At 56.8% G+C, this 24500-nt stretch carries 15 protein-coding genes; 4 read left to right on the forward strand and 11 right to left on the reverse strand.

Annotated features, from left to right (window positions below):
- Entirely contained in the window at positions 1–2076 is a 2076-nt protein-coding gene (gene recG / locus C7H10_RS08215) for an ATP-dependent DNA helicase RecG (RefSeq protein WP_106694462.1), read from the forward strand.
- A 118-nt stretch (positions 2077–2194) separates the two neighbouring features.
- A complete protein-coding gene (locus tag C7H10_RS08220; RefSeq protein WP_106694463.1) occupies positions 2195–3565 on the forward strand; it encodes an aminoacyl-tRNA deacylase and HDOD domain-containing protein in 1371 nt (456 codons plus the stop codon).
- 276 nt (positions 3566–3841) lie between these two features.
- Here the strand turns inward: C7H10_RS08220 and C7H10_RS08225 are convergent, their stop codons facing one another.
- The 8 genes from C7H10_RS08225 to C7H10_RS08260 all read right to left on the reverse strand — a co-directional run bounded on the left by C7H10_RS08225 (position 3842) and on the right by C7H10_RS08260 (position 19022).
- Positions 3842–4300 (reverse strand): DUF2489 domain-containing protein, encoded by a 459-nt coding sequence (locus C7H10_RS08225; protein ID WP_106694464.1) that lies wholly within the window; start codon positions 4298–4300, stop codon positions 3842–3844.
- Between the two features lie 25 nt (positions 4301–4325).
- The gene (locus tag C7H10_RS08230) at positions 4326–6620 is read right to left on the reverse strand and encodes a molybdopterin-dependent oxidoreductase (protein WP_106694465.1); all 2295 of its coding nucleotides are present in this window, start codon (positions 6618–6620) and stop codon (positions 4326–4328) included.
- Positions 6621–6784: 164 nt separating this feature from the next.
- The gene (locus tag C7H10_RS08235; protein WP_106694466.1) at positions 6785–10042 is read right to left on the reverse strand and encodes an Ig-like domain-containing domain; all 3258 of its coding nucleotides are present in this window, start codon (positions 10040–10042) and stop codon (positions 6785–6787) included.
- Between the two features lie 13 nt (positions 10043–10055).
- Positions 10056–11393, reverse strand: coding sequence for an alkane uptake protein AupA (gene aupA, locus C7H10_RS08240; RefSeq protein WP_106694467.1), 1338 nt, complete (start codon positions 11391–11393; stop codon positions 10056–10058).
- A 332-nt stretch (positions 11394–11725) separates the two neighbouring features.
- On the reverse strand, positions 11726–14845 hold the full coding sequence (locus C7H10_RS08245) for an Ig-like domain-containing domain (RefSeq protein ID WP_106694468.1): 3120 nt from the start codon (positions 14843–14845) through the stop codon (positions 11726–11728).
- An 11-nt stretch (positions 14846–14856) separates the two neighbouring features.
- Entirely contained in the window at positions 14857–16200 is a 1344-nt protein-coding gene (aupA, locus tag C7H10_RS08250; RefSeq protein WP_106694469.1) for an alkane uptake protein AupA, read from the reverse strand.
- Positions 16201–16587: 387 nt separating this feature from the next.
- A complete protein-coding gene (locus C7H10_RS19325; protein WP_244178221.1) occupies positions 16588–17109 on the reverse strand; it encodes a PEP-CTERM sorting domain-containing protein in 522 nt (173 codons plus the stop codon).
- 239 nt (positions 17110–17348) lie between these two features.
- Positions 17349–19022: a bifunctional helix-turn-helix transcriptional regulator/alpha/beta hydrolase gene (locus C7H10_RS08260; protein WP_106694470.1), complete on the reverse strand. Its 1674-nt coding sequence runs from the start codon at positions 19020–19022 to the stop codon at positions 17349–17351.
- Between the two features lie 133 nt (positions 19023–19155).
- Between C7H10_RS08260 and C7H10_RS08265 the strand changes: the two genes are divergently transcribed.
- Positions 19156–19923: a class I SAM-dependent methyltransferase gene (locus C7H10_RS08265; protein ID WP_106694471.1), complete on the forward strand. Its 768-nt coding sequence runs from the start codon at positions 19156–19158 to the stop codon at positions 19921–19923.
- Positions 19924–21585, forward strand: a complete 1662-nt coding sequence (locus tag C7H10_RS08270; RefSeq protein WP_106694472.1) for a hypothetical protein — start codon at positions 19924–19926, stop codon at positions 21583–21585.
- Positions 21586–21605: 20 nt separating this feature from the next.
- On the opposite strand, the gene C7H10_RS08275 is transcribed toward C7H10_RS08270, so the two are convergent.
- The 3 genes from C7H10_RS08275 to C7H10_RS08285 all read right to left on the reverse strand — a co-directional run bounded on the left by C7H10_RS08275 (position 21606) and on the right by C7H10_RS08285 (position 24316).
- Positions 21606–23060: a hypothetical protein gene (locus C7H10_RS08275; protein ID WP_106694473.1), complete on the reverse strand. Its 1455-nt coding sequence runs from the start codon at positions 23058–23060 to the stop codon at positions 21606–21608.
- A gap of 304 nt (positions 23061–23364) precedes the next feature.
- Positions 23365–23700 carry a hypothetical protein gene (locus C7H10_RS08280; protein WP_106694474.1) on the reverse strand — a complete coding sequence of 112 codons (336 nt, stop codon included), beginning with the start codon at positions 23698–23700 and terminating at the stop codon, positions 23365–23367.
- 58 nt (positions 23701–23758) lie between these two features.
- Positions 23759–24316, reverse strand: coding sequence for a DUF6036 family nucleotidyltransferase (locus tag C7H10_RS08285; RefSeq protein ID WP_146136804.1), 558 nt, complete (start codon positions 24314–24316; stop codon positions 23759–23761).
- Positions 24317–24500: the final 184 nt, after the last annotated feature.

Below are 24500 nucleotides of genomic sequence, written 5' to 3' on the forward strand. Positions count from 1 at the left end.
ATGACGTCACTGGACGACATTTCCGTTACCCAGCTCAAGGGCGTAGGAAGCGCCCTCGCGGAGAAACTCGCCAAGCTGGGTATCCATTCCATTCAGGACCTCCTGTTTCATTTGCCCTATCGCTACGAAGATCGAACCCGCGTTGTCCCCATGGGCAGTTTGCGTATCGGCGACATTGCGGTGGTTGAAGGCGAAGTCATGAAGGCTGACCTGGTAATGGGGCGCCGTCGATCGCTTCAGGTTACCCTGCGGGATGACAGTGGTTTTCTGGTGATGCGGTTCTTCCACTTTAACGCAGCCCAGAAAAATCAGCTGACTGAAGGCGCTCGGGTTCGTTGCTTCGGCGAGGTTCGCCCCGGCCGGGCCGGTTATGAGTTCTATCACCCCGAATACCAGGTTAGCCCACCGCCCATGGCAGCAGCCGGTGAGGCGACACTGACTCCGGTCTACCCACTGACCGAGGGCATTCAGCAGCCCCGGGTGCGAGGCCTATGCCAACAGGCCCTGGGTTACCTGGCCCGTTTCCCGATCAAGGACTGGTTGCCGCCGTCACTGTTATCGGACTATCAACTGCCTGGGATTACTGACGCGGTCAAACTGGTGCATTCTCCGCCTGCCGATGCAGCGGTGCATTTGCTGATGGAGGGCCGGCATCCGGCCCAGCAGCGCCTGGTGATGGAGGAGTTGCTGGCCCATCAACTCAGCCTGTTGCAGGTGCGTGAGCAGATTCAGGCCCGGGCGGCGCTCCCACTGTTGCCGACCGGTGACTTGCCGGAGCAGTTCCTTGAGCAACTCCCGTTCAGCCTGACTGGCGCCCAGAAGCAGGTGATGAAGGAGATCCGGCAAGACCTCAGTCAGCCGGTGCCAATGCTGCGCCTGGTTCAGGGCGATGTTGGTTCCGGAAAAACCGTGGTGGCAGCTCTGGCAGCGCTACAAGCCATTGGCTCGGGTGCCCAGGTAGCCCTGATGGCACCGACGGAGATTCTGGCCGAACAACATTTCCGGAACTTCCAGGGTTGGCTTGCCCCCTTAGGGATTGAACTCGCCTGGTTGTCTGGCAAGGTCAAGGGCAAGGCACGTCAGGAGGCTCTGGCAGCGGTTGCTTCCGGCCAGGCGCAGGTGGCCATCGGTACCCATGCGCTGTTCCAGGACGAGGTTCAGTTCCATCGTCTGGCCCTGGTGATTGTCGATGAACAACACCGTTTTGGTGTGCACCAGCGCCTGGCGCTTCGCGAGAAAGGCGTCGGCGGTCAGTTGGCCCCGCATCAGTTGATCATGACCGCAACGCCGATCCCTCGAACCCTGGCCATGAGTGCCTACGCCGACCTGGACACCTCGGTGATTGACGAACTGCCGCCCGGCCGGAAGCCGATAGAGACCGTTGTGCTGCCGGATTCCCGCCGTGATGATATTGTTGAACGGGTGCGCACCGCCTGCCGTCAAGGCCGCCAGGCGTATTGGGTGTGCACGCTGATTGAGGAATCCGAAGCGCTACAGTGTCAGGCTGCGGAGGTGACAGCGCAGGAACTGGCGGAACGATTGCCGGATCTGAAAATCGGATTGGTCCATGGCCGGCTCAAAGCCGTAGATAAGGCCAGCGTGATGGAACGGTTCAAGAGTGGCGAGCTGGACTTGCTGGTGGCCACCACCGTGATTGAGGTGGGGGTTGATGTACCCAATGCGTCGCTGATCATCATTGAGAACCCGGAGCGCCTTGGGCTGGCGCAACTGCATCAGTTGCGGGGGCGCGTGGGCCGGGGGGAACAGGCCAGTTTCTGTGTGTTGATGTATCACCCGCCGTTGTCGAATAACGGAAAAGCAAGGTTGCAGGCGCTCAGAGACAGCCAGGATGGTTTCTTTATTGCCGAAAAAGACCTTGAGATTCGTGGCCCGGGTGAAGTTCTGGGTACCCGCCAGACGGGCCTGATGCAGTTCAGGCTCGCGGACTTTGAACGGGACAAGGGCTGGATTGAACCCGTCAAAGAGATGGCGCCGGCGCTCATGCAACATCCAGCGGTGGTGTCCGCTTTGATCAGGCGATGGCTCGGGGAGAATATTCGGTACGGCGAGGTGTGAGGCCGAAGCCATACTCTGTTGGCTCATTGTGGCCTGGCCCACTTTCTGCCCAGAGTTTGCTTGAAATTAGCTGCACAATGCAGCCAAATAGGTATCAAACCTTCTTTTGGAGAAAGTTATGGAGCTCCCTGTTTCGGTTCAGCAAGCGCTTGGCGACAGCGCCGCGGGGGTGTCGCTGAGAAACGCGAACCAGATTCAGCCGCAGCACCTGTTGCGTATGGTGCTGCTGAATGACAGCGAAGGTAATCTGCAGGCTATTTGCCGGCGGGATGACTTGCTGGATCTGGAAGCGCTGAACAAACAGCTTGGCCGTGACCTGAGGATGATGCAGCGGCGCGAGCAGGTCCGGGTGCGCCAGCGCTCCGGATTACAGGAGTTGCCCGCCTTGCCATCGTTGACCGGTTGGCCGACCGTGATCGACCAGAGGGTTGATGAACTGGAATCCGTCGCCCTGGAATTGGCGGATCAGAAACTGGCGATCATGATGCCAGCGGAGGATTTCCGCCAATTGACCGCCAAGGCCGAACGCCATGACTTTGCGGTGGATACCGGCACCATCTCTGTGAATCTCGACAATCACGGTGCTGATCGGGACCAGTTGCACTCTGCGCTGAAAAAATTTACTGGCCTGCGCATCCAGCAACGACTGGAAGATACCCTGGAATTGCCGCCACTGCCTGAGACCGCCCAGCGCATTATTCACCTTCGGGTAAACCCGAACGCGGTGATGGGTGACCTTGTGGATGTGGTTGAGAGCGATCCCAGCCTGGCAGCCCAGGTGGTAAGCTGGGCGTCGTCCTCGTTTTATGCCGCAGCGGGGCAGGTGCGCTCGGTGCACGATGCGGTGTCGCGGGTGCTGGGCTTTGATCTGGTGATGAACCTTGCCATGGGCCTGGCCCTGGGGCGGGCACTCAAACACCCGAAAGACCACCCGGATGGCTACGTGGATTACTGGCAGCAAGCCATCTGGCAGGCGCAATCGGCTGGCATTCTGGCGAGTATGATGCCCAGGGGCCGGCGCCCGATGTTTGGCCTGGCGTATCTGGCTGGCCTGCTGCACAACTTTGGCCACCTGGTGCTGGCCCAGGTGTTTCCTCCCCATTTCAAACTGGTTTGCCGCTCTCTGGAAGTGAACCCGCATATCGATTCCAGCGTGATCGAACACTACCTGTTGGGCATCACCCGTGAGCAGATCTCCGCCCAGTTGATGGAAAACTGGGGCATGCCCGACGAAGTAACCCTGGCCATCCGGTATCAAAAGAATCCCACCTACGATGGCCCCCACAGCGATTACGCGCGATTGCTTTGGCTGGGGCGTCAGTTGCTGACAGAACGAGGGGTGGCCCTGGGAGCGGGAAAGCTGGCTGACGCTTCCGTATATGAGGAGTTGGGCCTGGATCGAGAGGCTGTGGAGGAACAGTTCGATGAGCTGGTCAACAGCAAAGACAGCATTATGGCCATGGCCGGCATGATGGGGCAGGGCTCGTAAAAAAGCCGGCCTTGGAAGGCCGGCAAATTCAACCGCTTTGCAGAGTCGTCCATACTTATCAGGAGACAACAACACAGGTTTCTGCCCCGGATGCGTGGGGGCAGCGTCCTTGTTTAAAGTTAGACAAGCTACGGGAAAAGGAAAGCACCAAACGCTGCTACGGAATCCATGAGCGCAACGTCAGATTTGCACGGAAAGCAAAACTATTGATTTGCTTTGCTATATTTCTCTGGGCGCCCGGCTATCAGTTACAAAAAATTACAAAATAGGCGCCGATCAATCGAAACGGTGGTGCCTTATGGCGGTCGCTGCCCGGCGCACCTCGTCTGAATGGGCCTGTTCGACAGCATGGCGTTCTTTATCCATCTTCTCGACAAAGCGGGTGTCGGTGGCCTGCCGGGCCCGATGAGTCGGCATGTGCTGAATCTTGTTGTGAACCTCCTGAAACACCCGGAACGGTGATTTTTCCAGCAGGTCCGGGGCAACGTGATCCAACAGGCCCTTGAGTCGCAGGCAAGCCTCGGAGTACTCCACCTGGTCTTCCTCCACCGCCATGGCAATAATCCGGATGCTCTCAATCATTTCGTCCCGGCGCTTGGCCTGGAACTCCTCTGATTTTTTCTGGCGCAACCGGTGTTCCGAGATCGCTCTGGCCTGGCGCCAGATGTAGAACAGCAGAATGCCTATGGCCACCAGGCCAATAACGATGATGACCAGCTGGAGCCCTCTGGGCATGATGTGTCTCCCTGTGGTGAATGTGTCAGGCCTGCTTGAGTTGCGCCTCAGTTTGCCAGACTTTGACACTCACTACCTGCCCATTTAACACGGATGTGCCGGAAACCGGGTCCACATCGGCGTCGTTGAGCACGTCATTGATGCTGGCGCCAGCATGGGTTGCTGCCGTGGACTGGCCGGTACCCGGACGGTGATGTCCCCAGCCATGGGGGATGGACACCACGCCAGGCATGATATCTTCTGTCACTTCCACAGGCAGGACCACTGATCGGCCATCAGAGCCGATTTCTGCCTGCTGGCCATCAGTCAGCCCACGGGTTTTGGCATCCACTGGGTGCATCATCAGTGTGCAACGGCTCTTGCCCTTAACCAGACGCTGGCTGTTGTGCATCCAGGAGTTATTGCTGCGCACATGGCGCCGGCCGATCAGCTGCAAGTCATTGGCTTTGCCGGGCTCCAGCAAGGCTTTCAGCCGTTCTACATCGGCAAGATATCGGCGTGGTGCCAGATTTATCTTGCCATCCCGGGTATACAGGCGCTCCGGCAGCGAAGGTTGCAGGGGGCCAAGATCAACGCCGCTGGGATAGTCTTTTAGCAAGGACAATGACAAACCTTTGGGTAACTCTTGCCAGCGCCGATTCAGCGGGCTGAGTTTGGCCAGGCCTTTCAGGGGGTGGCGCTTGGGCAAGCTGTCAATGGCCAGGTCCAGTGCCGGCTGAATCAGCTTGCCAGCCTTGCCCAGGTTGGCGCCGTAGGGGCCGGTGCGCAACAGGGCGTCCAGAATCGGGTCTGGCCCCAGGGCTTTGAATGCCTTCCAGCCCAGTTCAGAGCGTAGCGGCAAACGTCCGCCTTTGCGGGCTTTCTCGAGGCGGTGGGCCAGTTCCAGAAGAATCTGCCAGTCGTGGCGAGCGTCTGCTACGGGTTCAAACAGGGCTTCGCTGTATTTGGCCACGTTGCGAACCGCAAACATGCTGAAAATCAGATCGTAATGGCTGCGCTCAAGCGCGGCGGTGGGCGGCAGTATTATGTCCGCGTGCCGGGTGGTTTCGTTCAGGTAGTAATCCACCGACACCATAAACTCGAGACCTTCGAGGGCCTCATCCAGCCGTTGTCCATTAGGATTCGACAGAACCGGGTTCCCGGCCACGGTCACGAATGCACGGATCTGCCCGTCACCGGGGGTGAGCATTTCGTCGGCCATGGTGCTGGCCGGGTACTCGCCGGCAAACTCCGGCAGCCCGCGAACCCGGCTGTGTCGCTTGGCAAAGTGCCCATTCTGGCCAGACAGGGCACCCAGAGCCACCAGATCAACGGCGGGTTGGGTAAATAGAACGCCACCGGGAATATCCAGTTTGCCGGTCAGTATGTTGAGGCAGTAGGCCAACCAGGTGGTGGTGGCACCGAACGCCTGGGTGCTGGTGCCCATTCGGGTATACAGCGCGGCCTTGCGGGTGTTCGCCAAATCCCGGGCCAGCTGGCGAATGTCGTCCGCGGCAATGCCGGTGGGTTCCGCGACCGATTCCGGGCTGAAGCCAAGCGCAGCCAACCGCAGCAAATCCATGTCTTTCACCAGCCGCTCAGCCGCGCCGGCGTTAACCAGGTTCTCCGCAAACAGGGTATGTACCATGGCCATCAGCAGCAGGGCATCGGTGCCGGGGCGAACAAAGTGGAACTGGTCCGCAAGCTTGGCGGTTTCCGTGCGTCGGGGGTCGATTACAACCAGCTTGCCGCCGCGTTGTTTCAGGGCTTTGATCCGCCCGCGTACGTCCGGCACTGTCATCAGGCTGCCATTGGACGCCATCGGGTTGCCGCCAATGCAGATGAACAGGTCGGTGTTGTCGATGTCCGGAATCGGGAAAAGGATCTGGTGCCCGAACATTTCCAGGCTTGCCAGCATATGAGGTAGCTGGTCGTTGGAGGTGGCGGAGAACCGGTTCTGGGTGCCAATAGCATGCAAAAACGGCATGGTGGTCATCAGGGTGCCGTGGTTGTGCACATTGGGGTTGCCCAGGTACACGCCGATGCTGTTGCGGCCGTGGCGTTTGCGAATATCTGTGAGTCGCTCGGCCACCAGGTCAAAGGCTTCATCCCAGGCGATCTCCTGCCAGCCGTCGGCGGTTTTACGGATCGGCTTGCGCAGGCGCTCGGTATCCTCATGCAAATCCTGCAAGGCCACCGCTTTCGGGCAAATATGGCCCCGGCTGAGCGGGTCCTGCTCGTCGCCCTTGATGGAGGCAATCTTGCCATCCTGAACCTCAATGGCGACGCCACACATGGCCTCACAAAGATGACAGGTACGGTAGTGTGTGCCGTTTTGCATGGGGCTCTCCCGGAATTGTTGTTTTAGGTTTCAAGTTGCAACCAGATTATCAGGAAATGGCCGCCAGATGAAAGAACGGATGGTAAAGGGCAGCTGACCTTTGTTCATAAAAAAGGCCAGTCCGGAGACTGGCCTGAACGTCTATCGAAATGTCGGTGGAACCCTTATTGTTCGATAGGCAGTTCCTTTAGCGGGTTGGAGATGAAGTTCAGGTAAATACCGCCCTCCGGAATCGTCAACGGAATCAGGACTGCCCCTGTGTCCTCGGACGATTCGTCGAGAAGGTCCTCACAGGCTGAAGTATCACCGAACAGGAGTCCCCCCAGGCAGCTGATCAGCTCGATGCCGGAATCAAGAATCGCGTTTTCGGTACTGACCAGCACGTTAATGTCAGGCGCGTTGTTGTTGCGCTGTTCTATTTGCATCCGGCCATCGTCGAAGAAAGTGATAGGGCCGTCCAGATTCAAGGTGATCGGCAGACTGTACAGGTTGTGCTGAAGGGCGCCTTCAAGCGGTACAGACAGGTTGGGTGCATCGAGTGTCAGCTCAGCCGTGGTTTTGAAGATAGGACCACCGTTGGCATCTTCTATAATGATGCCTTCAATCAGTTGGTCCCTGCGGCCTTCTGCACCCTCGCTGTAGCGCATTCTCAGAACTTGCGGCCCGGTAACCTGATCGCCGAGTCCGTCCAGAACCACGGTTGCGGACGTCGCAACGAGCATGGTCGGGTACAGCAGAACCTTAACGCCTGTTTTGTTGGTTTCCGGGTCGATGGCTGGGCCAACCACTTCAGTGTTCAAACCGTAGGTCTGGTAGATAAACTTGTCGCGGGGGCAGTCACCTTCGGTATCGGCGGAGCATCCTACAGCGGCACCTGCTGGCGCGCCCAGGACCGTTGCCTGCTTGTCTTTAACAATCAGCTTCGCAGCGTTAGCCGAAGGTAGAAAGCCGCCCATGCCGTCACTTTCCTGCTCGAATGGCTCCAGGCAGCCTTCATCACCGAGAGTAGGGCAATCAATTTCAAAGTTGGAATTGGTATCCCTGACAGGCAGATTTCTCAGCGGGGTAAATACCGACGCGATGGACTCGGCACCCCGGAAGTAGATCGTCATGTCCGGGCCGCCGACAGCCTCCGGGTTAACCAGAAGATCCGTTTTCAGCGGATAGCCCGGCCCCAGGTCGGAGCAAATAGCTTGAGCGCAATCGCCCACGGCGGTCGACGAACGCAGCGTGTAGCGGTAGAAGCCGCCTGGTTCCCACGGCAGATCCGGGAAGAACCGGATGCGCTGGTTGTTCTTTTCAATACGGCCACTGACGATTTCGCCAGCGCCGATAGCGGTTGCCGGGTCGCTGACCTTTTCAACAACCAGTGTCTCGCTGTTGATCGTGTCAACTTGCATGGACTGGGAGAACACGACAATGATCGGGCGGTCTGTTGGCATGTCTGTAATTGGCAGAACATCGCCAGCAGGGCCGCTGGGCGCTGCATCAAGACATTGGCCATGGCTCAGAGACGCGAAATCAGCGGCCGTGGTCACGCAGGGGAAACCGGGATACGTCGTCAAGGCAATCGGCGAGCGTTTCGTGACGCTGTCATCGTTGTCGCCGGTTGAGGTCATGACGAAATCGAGGTCCTGGAAGAGGGCAGGGTTGCCCGCCAGGTCTGAGAGCCCGCTCGGCGATACACGGTATGCCAGGCCATGTTTCAGGCCGCCCTCAGGATTGATGGTGAGCGTTGTGCCGTCCACTTTCACATGAAGATTTTCAACAACGGTTCCAGCTTCAAACAGAGTAACGCCATCCGGGGCCGTCGCCGGGTCCAGTGGTTCATCAAAATTCAGAATTACTGGGTCACCAGGGCGTTGCATGGCCTGGCGAGTGTCCGGAATGGCATTCTCAGGTCCTGGCATCCAGCTAACCAGTTGTGGCGATGTGGTGTCCAGTTCGCGCATCGCATCGGCGTCCAGCACAGAATCTACGTCCGTAGCCGCCTGCAAGTGGAAGGCAATGGTGGAGTCGGTAAATTCCTGCCCCAGAAGGTTAGGCTCGACCATGCCGATGGCATCAATCGTCAGAACGCCATCCTGTACCAGCGCAATCCCGCGCAGCTCTACCCCCATCAGATCCTGAGACAGCGATGCGTTGGGCTGGGCCTCCTCGGTGTTCATGGATACGTCCATAAACAGGGTGATATGGCGCGGAGCGTTCAGGTCATCAGTGTAGGGGTTCGGGCTAAGGTAGCCTGAAGCATCTGACAACATGGTGACTTTAATGTTGCCAGTTGTCTGCAGTTGGCCGGTAGTGGCATTCAGGATGGGAACCTCACCGCCGATGCGGACATTCAGGCTGGTGCTGTTCAGAACACTGCCTTTTGGTACCCGCAAAGGCAGCGCCTCATCCGCCCGGAAAGCGGGGGCAAAGGCCAGCTCGGCGTACAGATCTCCGGTTTGCTGAGAAGGACCAGCCACGCCCTGAAGGACGGAGTTCAGGGTTACCCCGTTGATAATCTGGCCGTTCAGGATAGAGCGCTGGGCGGCATCTTCTGATACTCCCTCACCAAGGCCGGAATCCACCGCCGCCTGTTGAAGCACCACGGTGGGGCCGGTGTCGCGGGGCTGGAAGCTGAATTCCTGGCTGAAGCGGTCGCCATCCGGGCCATTGGTCAGGCTGGCCAGGTTGTTGAGCTTGAGAGTGTAAGTCTGGCCGGCTTCGAGAACGTCTGCCTTGCTGCCGCAGTCTTCCGGTTCTGCTGTGACGCAGGGATCAACCGTAATGCGATTGCCTTTGACCAGCACGGTGGCCGGTACCGCCTGGTTGTCTGAATCCAGCAGTTCGATAGTGCCGCCAAGTTTTTTCCAGTCCGGATGGACAGGGTGGGTCATGGCCAGGCGGAAGGTGGAGAAGTTCATGGCCTGGAAGGCGCTTCCCTGATCCGGTACCTGCCAGGCCACCCGGAAGGTTTCGTCAGTATTGGTCAGGCCGGCGATAGCGGTAAAGTCACCCCGGGTGTCGAACTGGATACCCGGTTCGCCGACCGCGTTAGGCGTGGCGACGGTGCGACCGCCCTCCGCTACCAGCGGCTGTTCGAAGGTGACGGAATAGCGGGTCAGGATATCGAACCTGCCAGTGGGCTGGAGCTTCAGGCTTTTGCCACCGTCGATTTTTTCGACGGAAAAGTCCTGAGAGCTATCGCCAGAACTGATGCTGATTTTCTCACGGAGTGTGGCCTCATCGTCGGTAATGGCGTGTGAGAATCGTAGCACCAGCCCGGTTTTCGGGCTCACGTCGGCTTGGCCGTCCATCGGGAAAGAATACACCACGGAGCCGGGCGCGGAACGCTCACTCATGGCCTGTTCATCACTGCCACCGCAGGCGGCGAGCAAAATTGCGGGAACGAGTGCCAGTGTCTTGTTGTAGTTCATGGCCTTGCTCTCCTCAGAACTTCAGGGTGATGGAGCCGCTGACGACGTGGACGTCACCGTCTGCGGTCACATCGGTTTCATTGCCGTCAAAGTCGACCAGCGTGAAATCGCGCTTCTGCAGTTGCTGGTATTGATAGCCCAGGTCCAGGCGCACCGGGTAAGCCAACAGGCGGGTCCGGTTATAGGTGGCACTGATGCCAAGGCCAACAATGATTTTGTCGGTGTCCAGGTAGTTGAGTTCGGGATTACGCGTTGTTTTCAGCGGTGACTCTTCATAGGCAACACCACCTCGTACCGCGAAGTTCTTGTTCAACTGATATTCGCCGCCGAGGCGGGGAATGAGGATGTCGTCAAACCGGATACGGTTGCCCGGAGCAACAGAGCCCTGGTCCTTGATCGTGTCGCTGGCGAAAATATCTTCAAGCTCCGACCAGTTCTGCTGCTCGATACTGCCGCCCACGCGCCAGCCGTCGCCGACATACTGTGTGCCAATCGCGAAGGTTTCCGGCTGGAAGGAGTCGATGGTGGTCACCGCCAGGCTCAGGCCCGGGTCTGGAATGGTCTGGGTGACGATGATGTTGGAGTCCACGGTGGTGGAGGCTGATGACTTGGTACGATAGGTGAACGCGGTCTCCCAGCCATCCAGGAAGCAGTTGCTGTCCGGGCAGAAGGTGCTGCCCAGATCGACTCGGGTACCCAGAATGGTTTTCATGGAAGGCTCAGCGCTGACCGCCAGGCGCTCACGGCTGGTCTCACCGCCAAGGGTGGAAACCGCATCCAGGTTGGCGGTGGCTTCCAGAGTGATTCTGACCGAGGCGCCGACGGAAATGCCGCGCCAAATCGGAGTGGCGCCGCCGATATTCAGGAACAGTGGTTCGCGGCCATACTGAAGGTACTGACCGGTTTCGCTGGTCTCGGACCCGAAGGCCAGCATCTCTTTACCGTATTTCTCCACGCCGGCCACGAAGCCCAGGTAGATCGGGTGCTTGAAACGGGTCAGCGAGCCCAGATTGGTTTTCATGCCGATCAACACGTGCTGACTGGGTGAGTTTGACAGCACGTCGCCATCGGCATTGGGGTTCTTCGAACGCAACTCTTGTTCTGCATGGAGTATGCCGCCTGTCAGCTCGCCGCGCTGGTCACTGGTCAATGACGCGGGATTGTAGTAGGTCGCGGACACCTGATCGTTAAACATGGAGAGCGATTGAGCCGTGCCTACGTCAACGGGCATTACGCCGTAGCTGGTACCCAGGTTTCCCATACTGGCGTGAGCATTGAAAGAAAGGCCGGCGGTTGTTGTGACAATGGCCACGGACAGTGCCCGCAGGGCAAAGCGGTGAGAACCTATCATGTGTAAAGCTCCTGTTATTTTTGTCATTCAGGTGTTCATGCGCCGGCGATCATGCAGGCCGTTTTTCGTATCTACACCTCTATGCTGGATGTTAGCCCGCTTGTCTTTTTGGGACGTTGGCCCGGATGACGCAAATTTGCGTCGAATTGAACACAGAATTTCCCACCTACATGGTTAGACAAAAGCAGGGAGCTGTGTAGATCAATTCGGGTCAGGTTTGTTGGGGATTTGTGAGTAAATGCGACACTTTGTATAAAAAAGGCCAGCGGATGGCTGGCCATAAGGAAGGTTCGGTGGAGTAGCGAAGCCCGGTTGCCCGGGCTGGCCTGACCTTATTTCTGTGTGTAGGGGGAGAGGTAATTCAGGTTCAGTTTGCCCGGCGGGATCTCCAGATGAATCCGGCTGTTAGCATCAACCGCGACATTGGCGATACCTCCGCAGATATAGGTAAACGGCCAGATACCGCAGAGACCGCCCGTATTCTGCCCGGTGATTTCGATGGTTCCTCGGGCGTCCACGTTGATGGGCACAGCGTCCGTGTTACTCAATGAAATCTGCATTCGGCCATCGTCAAGGAAAGTAATAGGGCCTCTTAGTTGCAGGTTGTTGATTTCATAACTGCGCAGGTTATGAGTCAGGTTGGCTGGTCCGATGCTTGGGTTCAGGTAGGGCGCATCCAGGTAAACGTTGAGAGTGGTCTCGAACGTCAGTTGTCCACTTTCGTCGGTGGAAATGAAGCCCTTGGGGGGAATTCGACCGGCTTCGCTGTCGTTATCGTATCGGATACGCATCAACATCGGGCCCGTGGGAATCTCTTCATTCGGGCTCAGGTCGACGCTAAGAATGAAATCCGGAAAGGCATCAATAAAGCTGGTGTCAATCCGGACCCAGACGCTGCTGGAGGTTGTCGCTAATATCGACGGATAGATATCGACTGGGATTCTCGGTCCGTTATCGCCGTCATTAGCCTGGGGGCTACCGTAGACCAATGTATCAAGCATCGCGGTCAGATAAATGGATTGGTCGCTGGCACAGTCTATACCAACCTGGCAGCCAATATTTGCATTGGTTACGACCGTTGTGGTGTTCAGCGGTGAAACGCCGGTTGCATTCAGACCCACTGAATTGCGGAGTGTTTCGTCACCCGTCGCACCTTGCTCGATTCCCTTTTGATAAGTCAGGTCGGAGTTGGCATCTGCAGTTGGCAGGTTACGCAGAGGCAGGCTAACGGTTTGCGACTTCTCGGCTACCGCAATGAAATGATTTACCAGGGCCTGTCCGCCAAAGGTCCGATTGTTTCGATTCCGTGTGCCCTGAGTGAGCAGTTCGGTTTGCAGCGGAAGGCCTGAAACAGAGCGGATGGCGTCAGTGCTGTTCAAGGTATACCGATACTGACCTCCGGGTTCCCAGCCTATAACTGGCGTAATCACCAGGCTGCGTGGCGTGCGGGTAACATCGTATTCGCCGACAGGTACCGGCACCCAGAGACCATCCTGGAATGCCTCTAGAGAGAAGCTTGTGCCAGGGATCAGCGTGTCTGGATCGATGTTCTGTGAAAAGCGCACTACCAGAGGCTTATGTCTTGCGTGCTCGGGAATCGGCAGCAGGTCATCCGTTGTCTTGCCTCCGGCACATCGGCCCTGATGGCCTTGGCTAAGGTTGATTCCGGTTTTTGTGCACGGAAAACCGGGCATGGTCGCCAGCACCAGCGGTGATTGATCCTCAGGTGTGCCCGGCAGTGTGGGTGCAAGGTTGAAGTTAAGTGTGGTAGAGCCGAGGCTAAGCCCAGCTGTGTCCTTGATGTTCTCCAGAATCAAGCTGTACTCCGTGCCATGCACCAGTGTTTGCTCTGGCTTGATAATCAGGACAGACCCGTTCAGAGCGCGTTCTGCGTTAAGCTCGTTACCGCCTCCAAACAGTTTAACGGTGTCCTGATTGATCGTGCCCGGCAGCACAGGTTCCGAGAAGTAGACGATTAGCGGGTCACCGGGGCGTAACGTATCTTCGGAATCGTCGCCAGGCACCCAGCTTTTGATGAACGGTGCCTGGGTGTCGGCAAAGTTTTCTGCCGCAGGCGCATCATTTGGGTTCCGATAGCCCTCAAGCCGGAAAGAAATCAGCCCGGATGCCACATCCACGCCCATCACGTCGGGCTCGATTACGCCAACGGCTTCGATGGTCAGGGTGCCTTGCTCCACGATGGCGGTGCCAACCAAGTGCACGTGCAGCAGTTCCTGAGCCAGCGCAGCATTGGCAATGGTATTGCCGGTATTGAGCGCCATGTCGATAAAGAGCTCAACCATCCGTGGCGCATTCTCATCATCGGTGTAAGGGTTTGCCATCAGAAAGCCATTGGCATCTGACAGGAAGCGCACTTCTATTGCCTCTGATGAAAAACCTGCGGGCAGGGCGCCCGCCACGTTGACATCCACATTGGAGCCGGACATCAGGGTGCCCCGATCAATCCGCAGCGGCACGCTCTGTTTGTTGGCGTCAAAACGCGGTATGTAGCCTAGCTCTGCGAAGACGGTTCCCTGCGCACGGGTACTGTTGTCCTGTCCCAAAAGAATTGAACGCAGGCCCACTGAATTGAAGCCTTCACCGGAAAGTGAAAGATCGCCCAGGGTGGTTGTGGCGGTTTGCGGCATCCGCTCCCTCTCACCCTTGGGTGAACGGGAATCGAGAGGTTGGATGGTCAGCAGGGAGTCATCCGACAGGTTCAATGGCGCCTGGGCCAGCATGCTCCGAATGTTGTCGCTGAGGTGTAGGGAATAGGTTTGGTTCGGGTCCAGGTCTGACTCAGGGTCAATGGTGACCCGGTGGCCACTGACATAAAGTTGCGCTGCAACCGGTTCATTCTGACTATCCCGTAGTGCAATGGTGTCTCCGTAACGGAGGGTTTGTTCATCCACTGGTTCGGTAAACTGAATCCTCAGGGCCGAGATGTCTGTTACAGGATAGCGATCGTTCCCTGCAGGAATAACCCGGGCCAGATCAAAGCCGGTGCCTTCTGCGCGGTCCAATAGTGGGCCACTGGTAGCCGGCGCCGTGGTAAATTCAATGCCGCCATTCGGGAGCGTTACCAGATCACTACCCGCCTTTAGACCATTGGTGATCAGGGTATAACGGGTGCCGGGTAACAGCGCTTCTGCCGGCCGAAGGGCCACCCCCCGGTTCTCTGCGGTCATTTTCGCGTCCGTCAGAGTTACAGTGTCGCCGTGCTCGCTCTCGAGTTGGAGACTTGAGGCAAGTTCGCCCTCGGGGGTGGCTATGCCCTGGGTAAAGCGCAGGAAGATGGGCGTGCTGATGGCCACGGCGGCTTGCCCGGCCATGGGGTAGCTGAAATACAGGTCAGCCTTCGTTAGCTCTGACCGGTTCACGGTTTGCTCGTCGCCGCCGCAGCCCGCAAGAACAGACGTGACCAGGGCTATTGCCAGAATGGAACGCTTCATACTACACCTCGTCAGAACTTGAAGGTCACAGAGCCCGCGACAACGTGCACGTCGCCATCGGTTTCGACGGTTTCATTGGCGGTTTCGCTACCAAACGGGGTTACCTGAAAATCCCGCTTCTGCAGTTGCTGGTACTGGTAGCCGAGATCAAACCGGACCGGATAGGCAAACAGGCGAGTGCGCTCGTATTCAGCGCTGACGCCCAGACCAATTACGATCTTGTCGTTGTCGAAGTAGTTGACCTCCGGGTTCTGGGTGCTGCGCAAGGGGGATTCTTCATAAGCGACGCCCGCAGTGACAGCAAAGGCTCTGGTCAGCTGGTATTCGCCGCCAATTCTGGGGACGAGAATGTCGTCGAAAGACATTCTCAACCCTTCACTGACACCGCTTTGATTCTTGATGGTGTCATTGGCGAAGACATCTTCAAGTTCCGACCACTTCTGATGTTCGAGACTGGCTCCAACACGCCAGCCATCACCCCGGTAATGCAGGCCGAAAGCGATGATCTCGGGCTGGAAGGAGTCGATGGTGGAGACAGCCAGGGGCAATCCCGGCTCGGGAATAACCTGGGGGACCACCACATTGGCGTCCACCGTGGTTTTGGTATTGGAGCGGGCGCGATAGGCGAGGGCCGTCTCGAAGCCGCTGACGATGCACACCTGCTCCGGACAGATCGTTTCACCAAGATCGACGTTGACGCTGGCAATGCCTTTGATAGACGGTTTTGCGCTGACGCCCAGCCTTTCCTGGCTGGTCTCGCCACCGAGCGTAGAACGCGCGTCGAGGCTGGCTTCAGCCTGCAGGGTAATCCGCGCCGCCACACCCGCATCGATGCCCCGCCAAATCTTGGTTGCGCCGCCGATGTTCAGAAACAGAGGCTCGCGGCCGTATTGCAGGAACTGGCCGTCTTCCGAGGTTTCCGATTCAAAGGCCAGCATTTCCTTTCCGTATTTCTCAACGCCCGCCACAAAGCCCAGATACAGCGGATGGCCGAAACGGGTCAGCGAGCCCAGATTGGTTTTCATGCCGACCAATACATGCTGGCTTGGGGAGCTGGAAACCACGTCACCATCCCGGTTTGGGCCGCTGGCGCGCAGTTCCTGCTCGGCATGCAGCAGGCCGGCAGTGAGCTCACCCCGGGGGTCCTTGGTCAGATAGGCGGGGTTGTAATAGGTGGCAGACACTTGTGTATTAAACATCGACAATGCCTGCGCTGAGGCAACATCAGTGGGCATCACGCCATAGGTGGTACCAAGGTTTCCCATGCTGGCACACACGGGTAACGACAGGGATAGACTGATCGCCGAAACAGAGGCGCAGAGAATCCGCTTACCTGCGAAATCAAAGCCGTGCATTGTAATACTCCGTTGTTTTTTTTAGTCGCTTGTCGGTCTTGTGACCGATTTATCATTATTTTGTGATCATAAGCTGGACGGCGCACTGCGTGGTGTGGCTTTGGTGACAGGTAAAGAGGCGTTTGAGGGTCAAGATTGATATAAGTCACTGTCTGGCATTGGGTTTGCGAGCCAGCCCGAGAAGTGCGGGAGGGATCAAGTTGTCCGTTTTGTGATGAGTTTCACATATTTGGGGGGTTCAGCCGTGTGTTGATGAGCGCGGTAATTCCGCTTGATGCGTAAAGAAACCTGACAGCTACTTCTATGGTGGGCCAGGATCAGCGTGGTCGCTAAAAACAAAGCCCCCCGATAGGAGGGCTCTGAAGAGACGGCAACGACTTTAGCTGTTTATGCAGTGCGTTGCAGCTTCCGGCGAACCGTCAGCAGTCCCAGGATGCCGAGGCCGAGAAGGCCCAGCGTGCCGGGTTCGGGTACGGTAACAGTTCCACCGTTGAACTCGGTCAGATGGCTGAGCTCAAGCTCTTCCAACTTGTTTGCCCCAAAGTAGGCAAGCAGGTTAAACACGCCCCAGTCCATGCTCTGCTCGTTCTTGAACAGTACGTGTTTCCGAGCGTCTTTTACCAGAAAGTAAGTTGGTGCAGTGAACAGCTGGAAGGCGATAACGCCGGCATCTTCCACTGTAACCTGGAAGCTGGCGGGGTCTGTCTTGCCTGCGAAGGTCAACTGGGTACCTGCTATGCCGGATGCCCAAGCTGTTTCCGTGGCTTCGCCAGAACTCATTCCGGTTGTTTCTGCCATGAACGTATCCAAACCACCCACGTCTGTACCACCCGCGATGGTGTAGGCAAAAGCGCTGCCACTGACACTGAAAGCCAGTAACACACTGAATAACATAGTTTTGATTTTCATGATGACACACTCCTTGAGATCAGCACCTGTCGGTGACCAACGGCACCCTGTATCGATCTTTTCACTACCCATTCCTTAAGGGCGTGTAGTGTCGGGTTTCCATACGGATGTCATAGAGGGTAAAGCAATCGGCGGGCCAAGGTTTCAGGGCATTGATCGATATGGGATTTTTGTCTCGATTTGCGCAAGGTGTGTAAAGTTACCTGACGTTTGGCTCGTAAAACCTGTTAAGGGATCTGTTAATGCTCATTTGCGAGCCGGCAGTTGCGGGAATCTGCTATGGTTGCCAGAGTTTTGTATATCCGCTCGGTTTGCGAGACCGCCAGTGTCAGCCCCTCGCCCTCAACCAGCTCGATGGGGATGTCGGGGTTAATGCCTCGGAAAATATTCAGGTGAGAAAGCGGCGTGCTGGCGTTGTGGCTTCCATGAATGAGTGTCAGGGGCAGGTTTGGAGTTTCCAGCAAGTGCCCCCAATCCTGAATCATGATCCTGAGGTCCTCCAGGTACCCCGCTCCGAGTTGATTGACATAAAACCCATAGGCTGCAACGACTCCCTGTTTTAGGGAATTCTTGCGAATCAAATGTTCATCCGGTTCCACACCCTCGAAAATCACTTTCGGCCACTGCTCAGGGCCGAGCTTTCTCATCCTCAGGATCAGCAGGCGAATCAATAACCTGGCCAGCCAGGGCGCGTGGCGGGCAGCTTGTATGAAGATGGCCTGATGAGCTGGCATGGCGTTGATCTGTTCCAGCTCCTTGAACGGTGGCGCGGCAGAGACAGAAACAACGCCGTTTATCTGGATGCCGGAGTGTTGCATGAGCGCAAGTGCCGGTATCAGGGCGACTTCGTGGGACAGAATGGTTACCTTGGAGATCGACAGGGAGCCAAGTACGGCGAGGATATCGTGGCACTGGCTTTCCAGTGGGTCTTCGGTTTTGTCCGATGGTTCGGTCCGGCCATAGCCGGCACGTTCAACGGCTATGATATCCAGACCAAACTGCGCGGCCAGTCGCCGCTCATCCGGAAAATCCCCGGCACCGAAAGACGGACCGTGCAGGAAAAGCACTGGCCGGCCGCCGGGTTTACCAAATCTTCGCCAGCCAATCCGTCGTTGCTCGCGAAACAGCTCGTGGATGCTCATGGGGTAATCGTCGTAGTGAACGGACAGCAGATCCCCCTTTGTCGTCACGGTGTCCATCGCAGTCGCTGCAGAGGCGGCCATGGTAGCAGCCTGCACCTGGCTTTTGGCGCCGAGCTTTTGCAACAGGCTTTTGATCTGTTGCCGAACGGTTGTCACTGAGCTGCCCCGCTCTTCGGCGATCTCTTCTGACGAGCAGCCGCGAGACAGAAGCGCGAGAATATGGCGTTCGCTGGCGGACAGGCCAAAGACGCCGGCAAAGGCCAGATCTATGGATTCTGGCCAGTGTTGTTGTAAAGCATTCAGCACGAAGGTTTTCAGCTTCTGGTGGTACATGCCCACGAGAATCAAAGGCAGGGCATGCTCGTCGCTCCCTTTTCGATAGGCCTTAAGCAACGTGGGCCCTTGAGCGGTGGCAAGGCGTTCCTTGAACTGGTGGAAAGCCTCCGGGCTGATGCCAAGAGCGACCAAACCGTCACCGGATCGCATATCAAACAGCTGAGCGGCACCGGCATTGAGGGCCACAACCTGGCCAGACTCGTTGAGCGCCAGGGCAGGCGCTGTGTGGTCATTGACCAATTTGTACAGCGGGTCGTGCCCGGTTGCACGCTCCTCGAGGTCATGCAGAGCGGTCGACAGCTCCAGCGCCAGTTCCGTGGGCAGAATGGCTTGCGAGCTGAGATCCGGTGCCAGGGCCACGATCAGGTCCGCAAACTCTGCTTTCCTGGCCGCCACGGCAGAAACCAGTTCTTTGAGATTGTGATTGTCTGGCATCTGTCTCCGCCGGATTTGTGTTATCGGTTAAACGAAACCGGGGCCTTACCGGATCACTTTATACCAGATGGTAGATGCTGCCCTGAGCTAGGCGTATTAATGTTAACCAAAAAATCAGGGGAGTCACGGGCAGGTGATTGCAGACTATGCAGAAATTTTCCAGCACCGGGGCGGCAGCTACCACCGAGCCATGTTAAATGTGCCCCATGCCCGGGAGCGTGAGTTTCAGCGGGCCGTTGAGCCGCTGGCTGCGGATCTCGCAGCTAATCCCATGCTGCGGGTAGCGGATGTGCCCGCCGGTGGTAAGTATCTTCAGTATTTCCTTCCCAACTCCATCATCTATCAGGGCTTTGACCCCAGCTCGGGCTTTAATAGCGACCTGCACGAAAGCTGCGGGCTGGCCGATTTACCCTTTGCTGATCAATCCATCGATGCACTTGTAAGCCTTGCAGGGCTGCATCATTGCACGGATAAGCGCCCGTTTCTGAATGCCTGTCACCGTGCGCTGGTGCCCCGGGGCTTGTTGTCTGTTCTTGATGTGCGAGCCGGTTCGCCCGAAGCCCACTTCCTGGATGAGTTTGTGGGTGAATACAATGGTATGGGGCATGAGGGCGACTATCTCGGGCCTGAGTTCGTGTTGCAGTGTGATACACAACACTGGGAGATCCTCTCGGCGGGGATGGTGGATTGTCACTGGCAATTCGTCAGCAAAACCGAGCTTTGTGATTTCTGTCGCGGCTTATTTCGTCTGCAGAACGTCTCCAATACGATGATACTGGATGCCGTTGTCCGATACCTGGACTTCAGGGCAAGCATGGATTCGCACGAACCGGTGCAGATGCCATGGCGCCTCTACCGTGTGGTAGCTCGCAAACGGTTTCCGAGCCAGAGGGAGCACTGAATGCCGTCCAGACCCGATTGGAACATGCAGCCGCCGGTTACTCGCTACCCTGGTGGCGCCGATACTACCCGCCAGCCGGGCTTCTGCGTGAATATCCGGCCACCTTCTAGGGAGGCTGAACCGCTGTCGCCGACCTTCGCTACCTTGCTTGAACGCGCATTTCCGGAACCGGCCTTTGGTATCTTACCGAAACCGCCGGCTCACCCGGTTGGCCCCGAGCCCTGGCTGGAATGGCTCGGGTATTGGTACCATCGGGTGATTCGATGCGCCGGTTTACCGGTATTCGACACGCCAAAAGCACTGTCATCGCCGGATAAGCCCCAGTATTACCGGATGTATTGCCCAGCCTATGAGGGTACCGAGAACGCCAGCTTGTCACTTTTGAAGTGGCTGTTGACGGTTTCCATGGCGCCGCAAACCGACACCCTGATGCGTGAGGCAATGAACAGCCTTGAGGCACTGATGAAATCACTGGCGGCCGGTGCTCCAACCTCCGCCAATACCCTGCGCTTCCTGTTCGCGGCGTTCGAGGCACGGCTGCCCGTCGTCAGCCTGGGCCACCACATGTTCCAGATCGGCATCGGGGCATCCGGCGTCTGGCTGGACAGTTCGTTTACCTCTGGAACGTCGGTTATGTCGGCCAATCTGGTGCGCAATAAAGGGGCTACCAGCGACTTTCTGGCCAAAGCGGGTATTCCGGTGCCCAAGCAGGCGCTGATCACTGACGAGAGCCAGCTGAAGCATGCTGCAGAGGCTCTGGGGTTTCCATTGGTCTGCAAGCCGGCGGACCTGGACGGTGGCCAGGGCGTTCATCTGCATTTGGAAGACCTGCCTTCACTGGTGAAGGCTTACCGGCAGTGCCGGGAGCTGAGCAAACAGGTGCTGGTTCAGCCCCAGGTGCAGGGCCGGGATTACCGGTTAACGGTGTATGCGGGGGAGTGTGTCTGGGCGATCGAACGGGTTCCGGCTCGAGTGATTGGCAATGGCAAGGATACCGTGGCGGCCCTGATCGACCATGAAAACGCCCGGCCAGAGCGCTCAGGCACCGGTCACAGCCCGCTCAAATCACTGCCAAGTGTGGACGCCGCCAAAGACCTGCTAAAAGCTCAAAGCCTTAAGCCCACCAGCGTGCCTGAAAAAGGGCATATCGTTGCCCTGTCGCATTTACCGAATGTCGCTGCCGGTGGCCAGCCCGTACCCATATTCTCCGAAGTGCACCCGGACAATGCCGAGCTGGCCGCCAGAGTGGCGCGCCTGTGCCGGCTGGACCTGGTAGGCATCGACCTGATTATGCCAGACATTCGACGGTCCTGGCGTGATACCTGCGCCTGGGTGATCGAAGTGAACGCGCAGCCAGATATTGGCCAGACCACCGCTGGCCACCTGTACGGCGAATTGCTCGAAAGAATGCTGCCGGAGACGCAGGTTGAGATTCGCTACGTTGAGGGCCGGGAGAATGATACTTGGGGCCTGGAGGACAGGGTGAGTTGTCAGGCGCGTTTGTGGAATGGGCTAGGCTGGCAGCCAGTGCCGGAGAAGCAGGCAGAACGGGTTGCCTGGGCACGGCAGTGCCTTCTGGATGATGAGTGCCGGGGTATATGGCTGGATAAAGAAAGCTGGGAATGGTTCAGGCAAGCCGCCACGGATCTTGCGATCCGGTGACGGCTTTAGAAAAGCTAATGTCAGACCGGGTTGAAGTACTGTGCGCCACCGAGACCGGGTAATGGAATAAACTTGGTCGGGCCATTATCGCCATTGCGACAGGCCGCATCGTGGCTATCGGTGGATATGGCTGACGCTGGGTCGCGGTCGGTTTGAGTATTGGTCTCATCCACGTACACGCGAGTCGTTTCCTGCGAATTGCCGTCCAGAAGGAAACTGATACCGGCTACCAGGGGGGCGCTGGGTGTAGAGGAATAGCCAATCGTGGCATCGGTTGGGCAATCCAGTCGCGCTTGGTCTGATCTGCCTCGCAGGAAGCTCGCTTCGCTTCCGACAAACTCGAAGTCTGCAGTAATGAACTTATCATTGCCACCGTTCGACAGGGTTTCGATAAAGAGCGTTTTGGCATCCTCACCACTACCGAATACGATAGAGGTAGTTTCGGCATTTTCATCACCGCGGTAGGGTGATTCGACATACAATTTGTAGATGTCATCTGGCGTGTTGTTACCCAATTCAGTAGGGGCTACAAAAACAGACGCAAAGTTGTTGAATTTCACCTGCGATGCCGTGCCACCATTGGGTGTGGTAATGATTCTCAGGCTCGGCGCATCAAAGGCATACATGCCTTTAAAGTTATTATCGGCTAAGCGCTGTTTGAAAAACCGGCTACGATTTGGATTGGCGTACTCAAAACTGTTCAGCGCATTTTGTTGTGCTTGGGAAAACTCTCCAAAGACGTGAGTGTCGGTAAAACCAAACGCTAAATTGTAGTTATTGTTGTTAAGGGTGATGTCGACCGGCGTGCTTTCTTCACGACCGCCGTTGCCGAAACTGAAGAAGAAATTATCCATGATAATCTGGCTTCTGCCGTTGTCGCCACTGCTTTCACCAACCCATTCTCTAATGAGGCTGACTTCACCATTAATCGTTGCGACGACGGTGCTTGAATCGGCCGGGTCGACGAGCTCACAATCATTGAACAGTAGAAGGGCACTTTCTCTGAAGAGTGCTGCGGTACTGGTGCTGTTCGGGTATGCCCCAAGTTCTGCTTCGTTATTCGCAACAGCTTTGAACGCCACGTAAAAGGAATTGTCGGGTATGTCCACGGCTGGGTTAGAGGGTGTTGCTACGTCGCCAAAGTTGCTCGCGCCACATCTAAAGTTGGTGAAGTCATCTTTATTTATCCAAAACGAAAGCCTTTCTGTACTCGACGTAGAGGTACCCTCAATGAACTGCTGGCGTAAGAGGTTATACAACTCGACCGGGAACGCCTGCTCTGGCAGCCCTTTCATCTCATCCAGCGCCGTCGCCGGATCCTGGCTAAACGCAAACGCGGCCGGGAAGGTTGGCTCATCCGGCGTCGTGTCCTCATCCGTCTGTTGATTGCCAGAGGAACTGGAACCACCGCAACCCACCAGCGCCAGTGAGGTGGTTAAAACTGCTAAACCCAGGAGATTCTTCTTCGTATTCATGGTCGACATCCATTCTGATCACGGGATTAAGTACCCGAACAGAGTAGGAGAGCGACACAATCGGAGCATCTACCATCTGGTATAAAAGTTGAGTTCTTCAGGGAAAAAAGTTGTAAAAGTATGCAAAACGCGGAAGTTTGCCAGCCAAGGTGGGCGACGAATGTTAAGCGAATGGGGATCTGGTGTGAACTTGAGGAAGTGGTGGGCCCACCTGGACCCGAGCCAGCGACCAAAATTCAAGTGCGGCCGATTCAACGAATCCGACGCCCCCTTAGTCCAGGGCCCTTTGGCCTAAATGGTATCTTCAGGCAGCGGTTTTATCGAGACCGCGCTTGTAGTGCCGGGTTTGGAAGGGGAGTAGGGCTTTCATAAACGGCCTGAGATCGTGATCGAGCCCCCAGGATTGGGCCAGCCCGTCGACACGGGCCCGGGACAAACGTTCAGGAAGGCTCGCCTTCGCATCAGAGGCGACGGTTTGCAGTTCCTTCTTCTGTTCGGCACTCAGGCAGTTGAACCTGGATAAACGGTCAACCAGATAGCCGGCCAGGCGTCGCTCTTCCTGGGGCAACCCTGAAAGCGTCGGGACATAGCCCTGATGCCAGACTTCAAGGGCTGCTTTTACAACCTCTTGGTCTGTCACACGGTCGAGTCCTTTGTGTGCGACGTTAAGTAAGGAAGTCATGAAATATCCGCGTTGATCACTTTGTATACGTTTTTATAACGTGGGTGATATTCCCTGTCAATCTGTCGAGGTTGCCGGGAAAGTACTTACGGGTCTCCTCGGCGCGGTATTTGAACTCCTCGATGGAGAGTCCATGGTCAAACAGCGTGTGTATATCATCGATGTCCTGGTCTCCATAGCGCCCGAGTTTCGAAACAGCCAGGTCCACTTTTTGAACCAGGTAGACCCAGACCGGTGAGTCTTCCTCGTTCCAGTTAAGCCAAATGGCGTCTTCCTGGTAATCCTCATGTAGCGGTGCGAGGGTCGGAGTGAAATTCGGATCGAATACGATAGATGAAGGGCCGGTTTCCGGATCATCAAAAAAGACTTCATCCAGGGCAAGAACCAGCTCATTTGGAGAAATCCTGTCCATCGCTTCGAGCTCTATATCCAGGTCACTGCTACCACGAGCGTTAGTATGGAGATGGAGAGCACAGCCGCCGAAAATATACGCCTTACAGCTACCAGGCTTGGCCCCTCGGTCTTCCAGGAAGTCAGCCAGGTTATCGAACATTTCGAAAATGGCCTTCGCCATTGGTGTGTCCCTGTATATTTCGGTCATGGATACCCCCGTATATCAGCCTGGAAGCATAACAGAACCTCAGAGTCGTATCGTCTAGGTTAGCCGTAAAAAGCGCCGCTGACGTTTGGTTGACACGTAACGGGGAGAGGGTTATCAGAAGTGATGTAACTGCTTGAAGTATGGTGGGCCCACCTGG

The organism is Marinobacter shengliensis (assembly GCF_003007715.1).
Classification (GTDB): domain Bacteria; phylum Pseudomonadota; class Gammaproteobacteria; order Pseudomonadales; family Oleiphilaceae; genus Marinobacter; species Marinobacter shengliensis.

What these genes read in the sequence shown, in the direction of transcription:
- C7H10_RS08275 (WP_106694473.1), bottom strand. Translation starts at nt 23,060, where the DNA reads ATGAATACGAAGAAGAATCTCCTGGGTTTAGCAGTTTTAACCACCTCA.
- C7H10_RS08260 (WP_106694470.1), bottom strand. Translation starts at nt 19,022, where the DNA reads ATGCCAGACAATCACAATCTCAAAGAACTGGTTTCTGCCGTGGCGGCC.
- C7H10_RS08270 (WP_106694472.1), top strand. Translation starts at nt 19,924, where the DNA reads ATGCCGTCCAGACCCGATTGGAACATGCAGCCGCCGGTTACTCGCTAC.
- C7H10_RS08220 (WP_106694463.1), top strand. Translation starts at nt 2,195, where the DNA reads ATGGAGCTCCCTGTTTCGGTTCAGCAAGCGCTTGGCGACAGCGCCGCG.
- aupA (WP_106694469.1), bottom strand. Translation starts at nt 16,200, where the DNA reads ATGCACGGCTTTGATTTCGCAGGTAAGCGGATTCTCTGCGCCTCTGTT.
- C7H10_RS08285 (WP_146136804.1), bottom strand. Translation starts at nt 24,316, where the DNA reads ATGGCGAAGGCCATTTTCGAAATGTTCGATAACCTGGCTGACTTCCTG.
- C7H10_RS08245 (WP_106694468.1), bottom strand. Translation starts at nt 14,845, where the DNA reads ATGAAGCGTTCCATTCTGGCAATAGCCCTGGTCACGTCTGTTCTTGCG.
- aupA (WP_106694467.1), bottom strand. Translation starts at nt 11,393, where the DNA reads ATGATAGGTTCTCACCGCTTTGCCCTGCGGGCACTGTCCGTGGCCATT.
- C7H10_RS08235 (WP_106694466.1), bottom strand. Translation starts at nt 10,042, where the DNA reads ATGAACTACAACAAGACACTGGCACTCGTTCCCGCAATTTTGCTCGCC.
- C7H10_RS08230 (WP_106694465.1), bottom strand. Translation starts at nt 6,620, where the DNA reads ATGCAAAACGGCACACACTACCGTACCTGTCATCTTTGTGAGGCCATG.
- recG (WP_106694462.1), top strand. Translation starts at nt 1, where the DNA reads ATGACGTCACTGGACGACATTTCCGTTACCCAGCTCAAGGGCGTAGGA.
- C7H10_RS08225 (WP_106694464.1), bottom strand. Translation starts at nt 4,300, where the DNA reads ATGCCCAGAGGGCTCCAGCTGGTCATCATCGTTATTGGCCTGGTGGCC.
- C7H10_RS19325 (WP_244178221.1), bottom strand. Translation starts at nt 17,109, where the DNA reads ATGAAAATCAAAACTATGTTATTCAGTGTGTTACTGGCTTTCAGTGTC.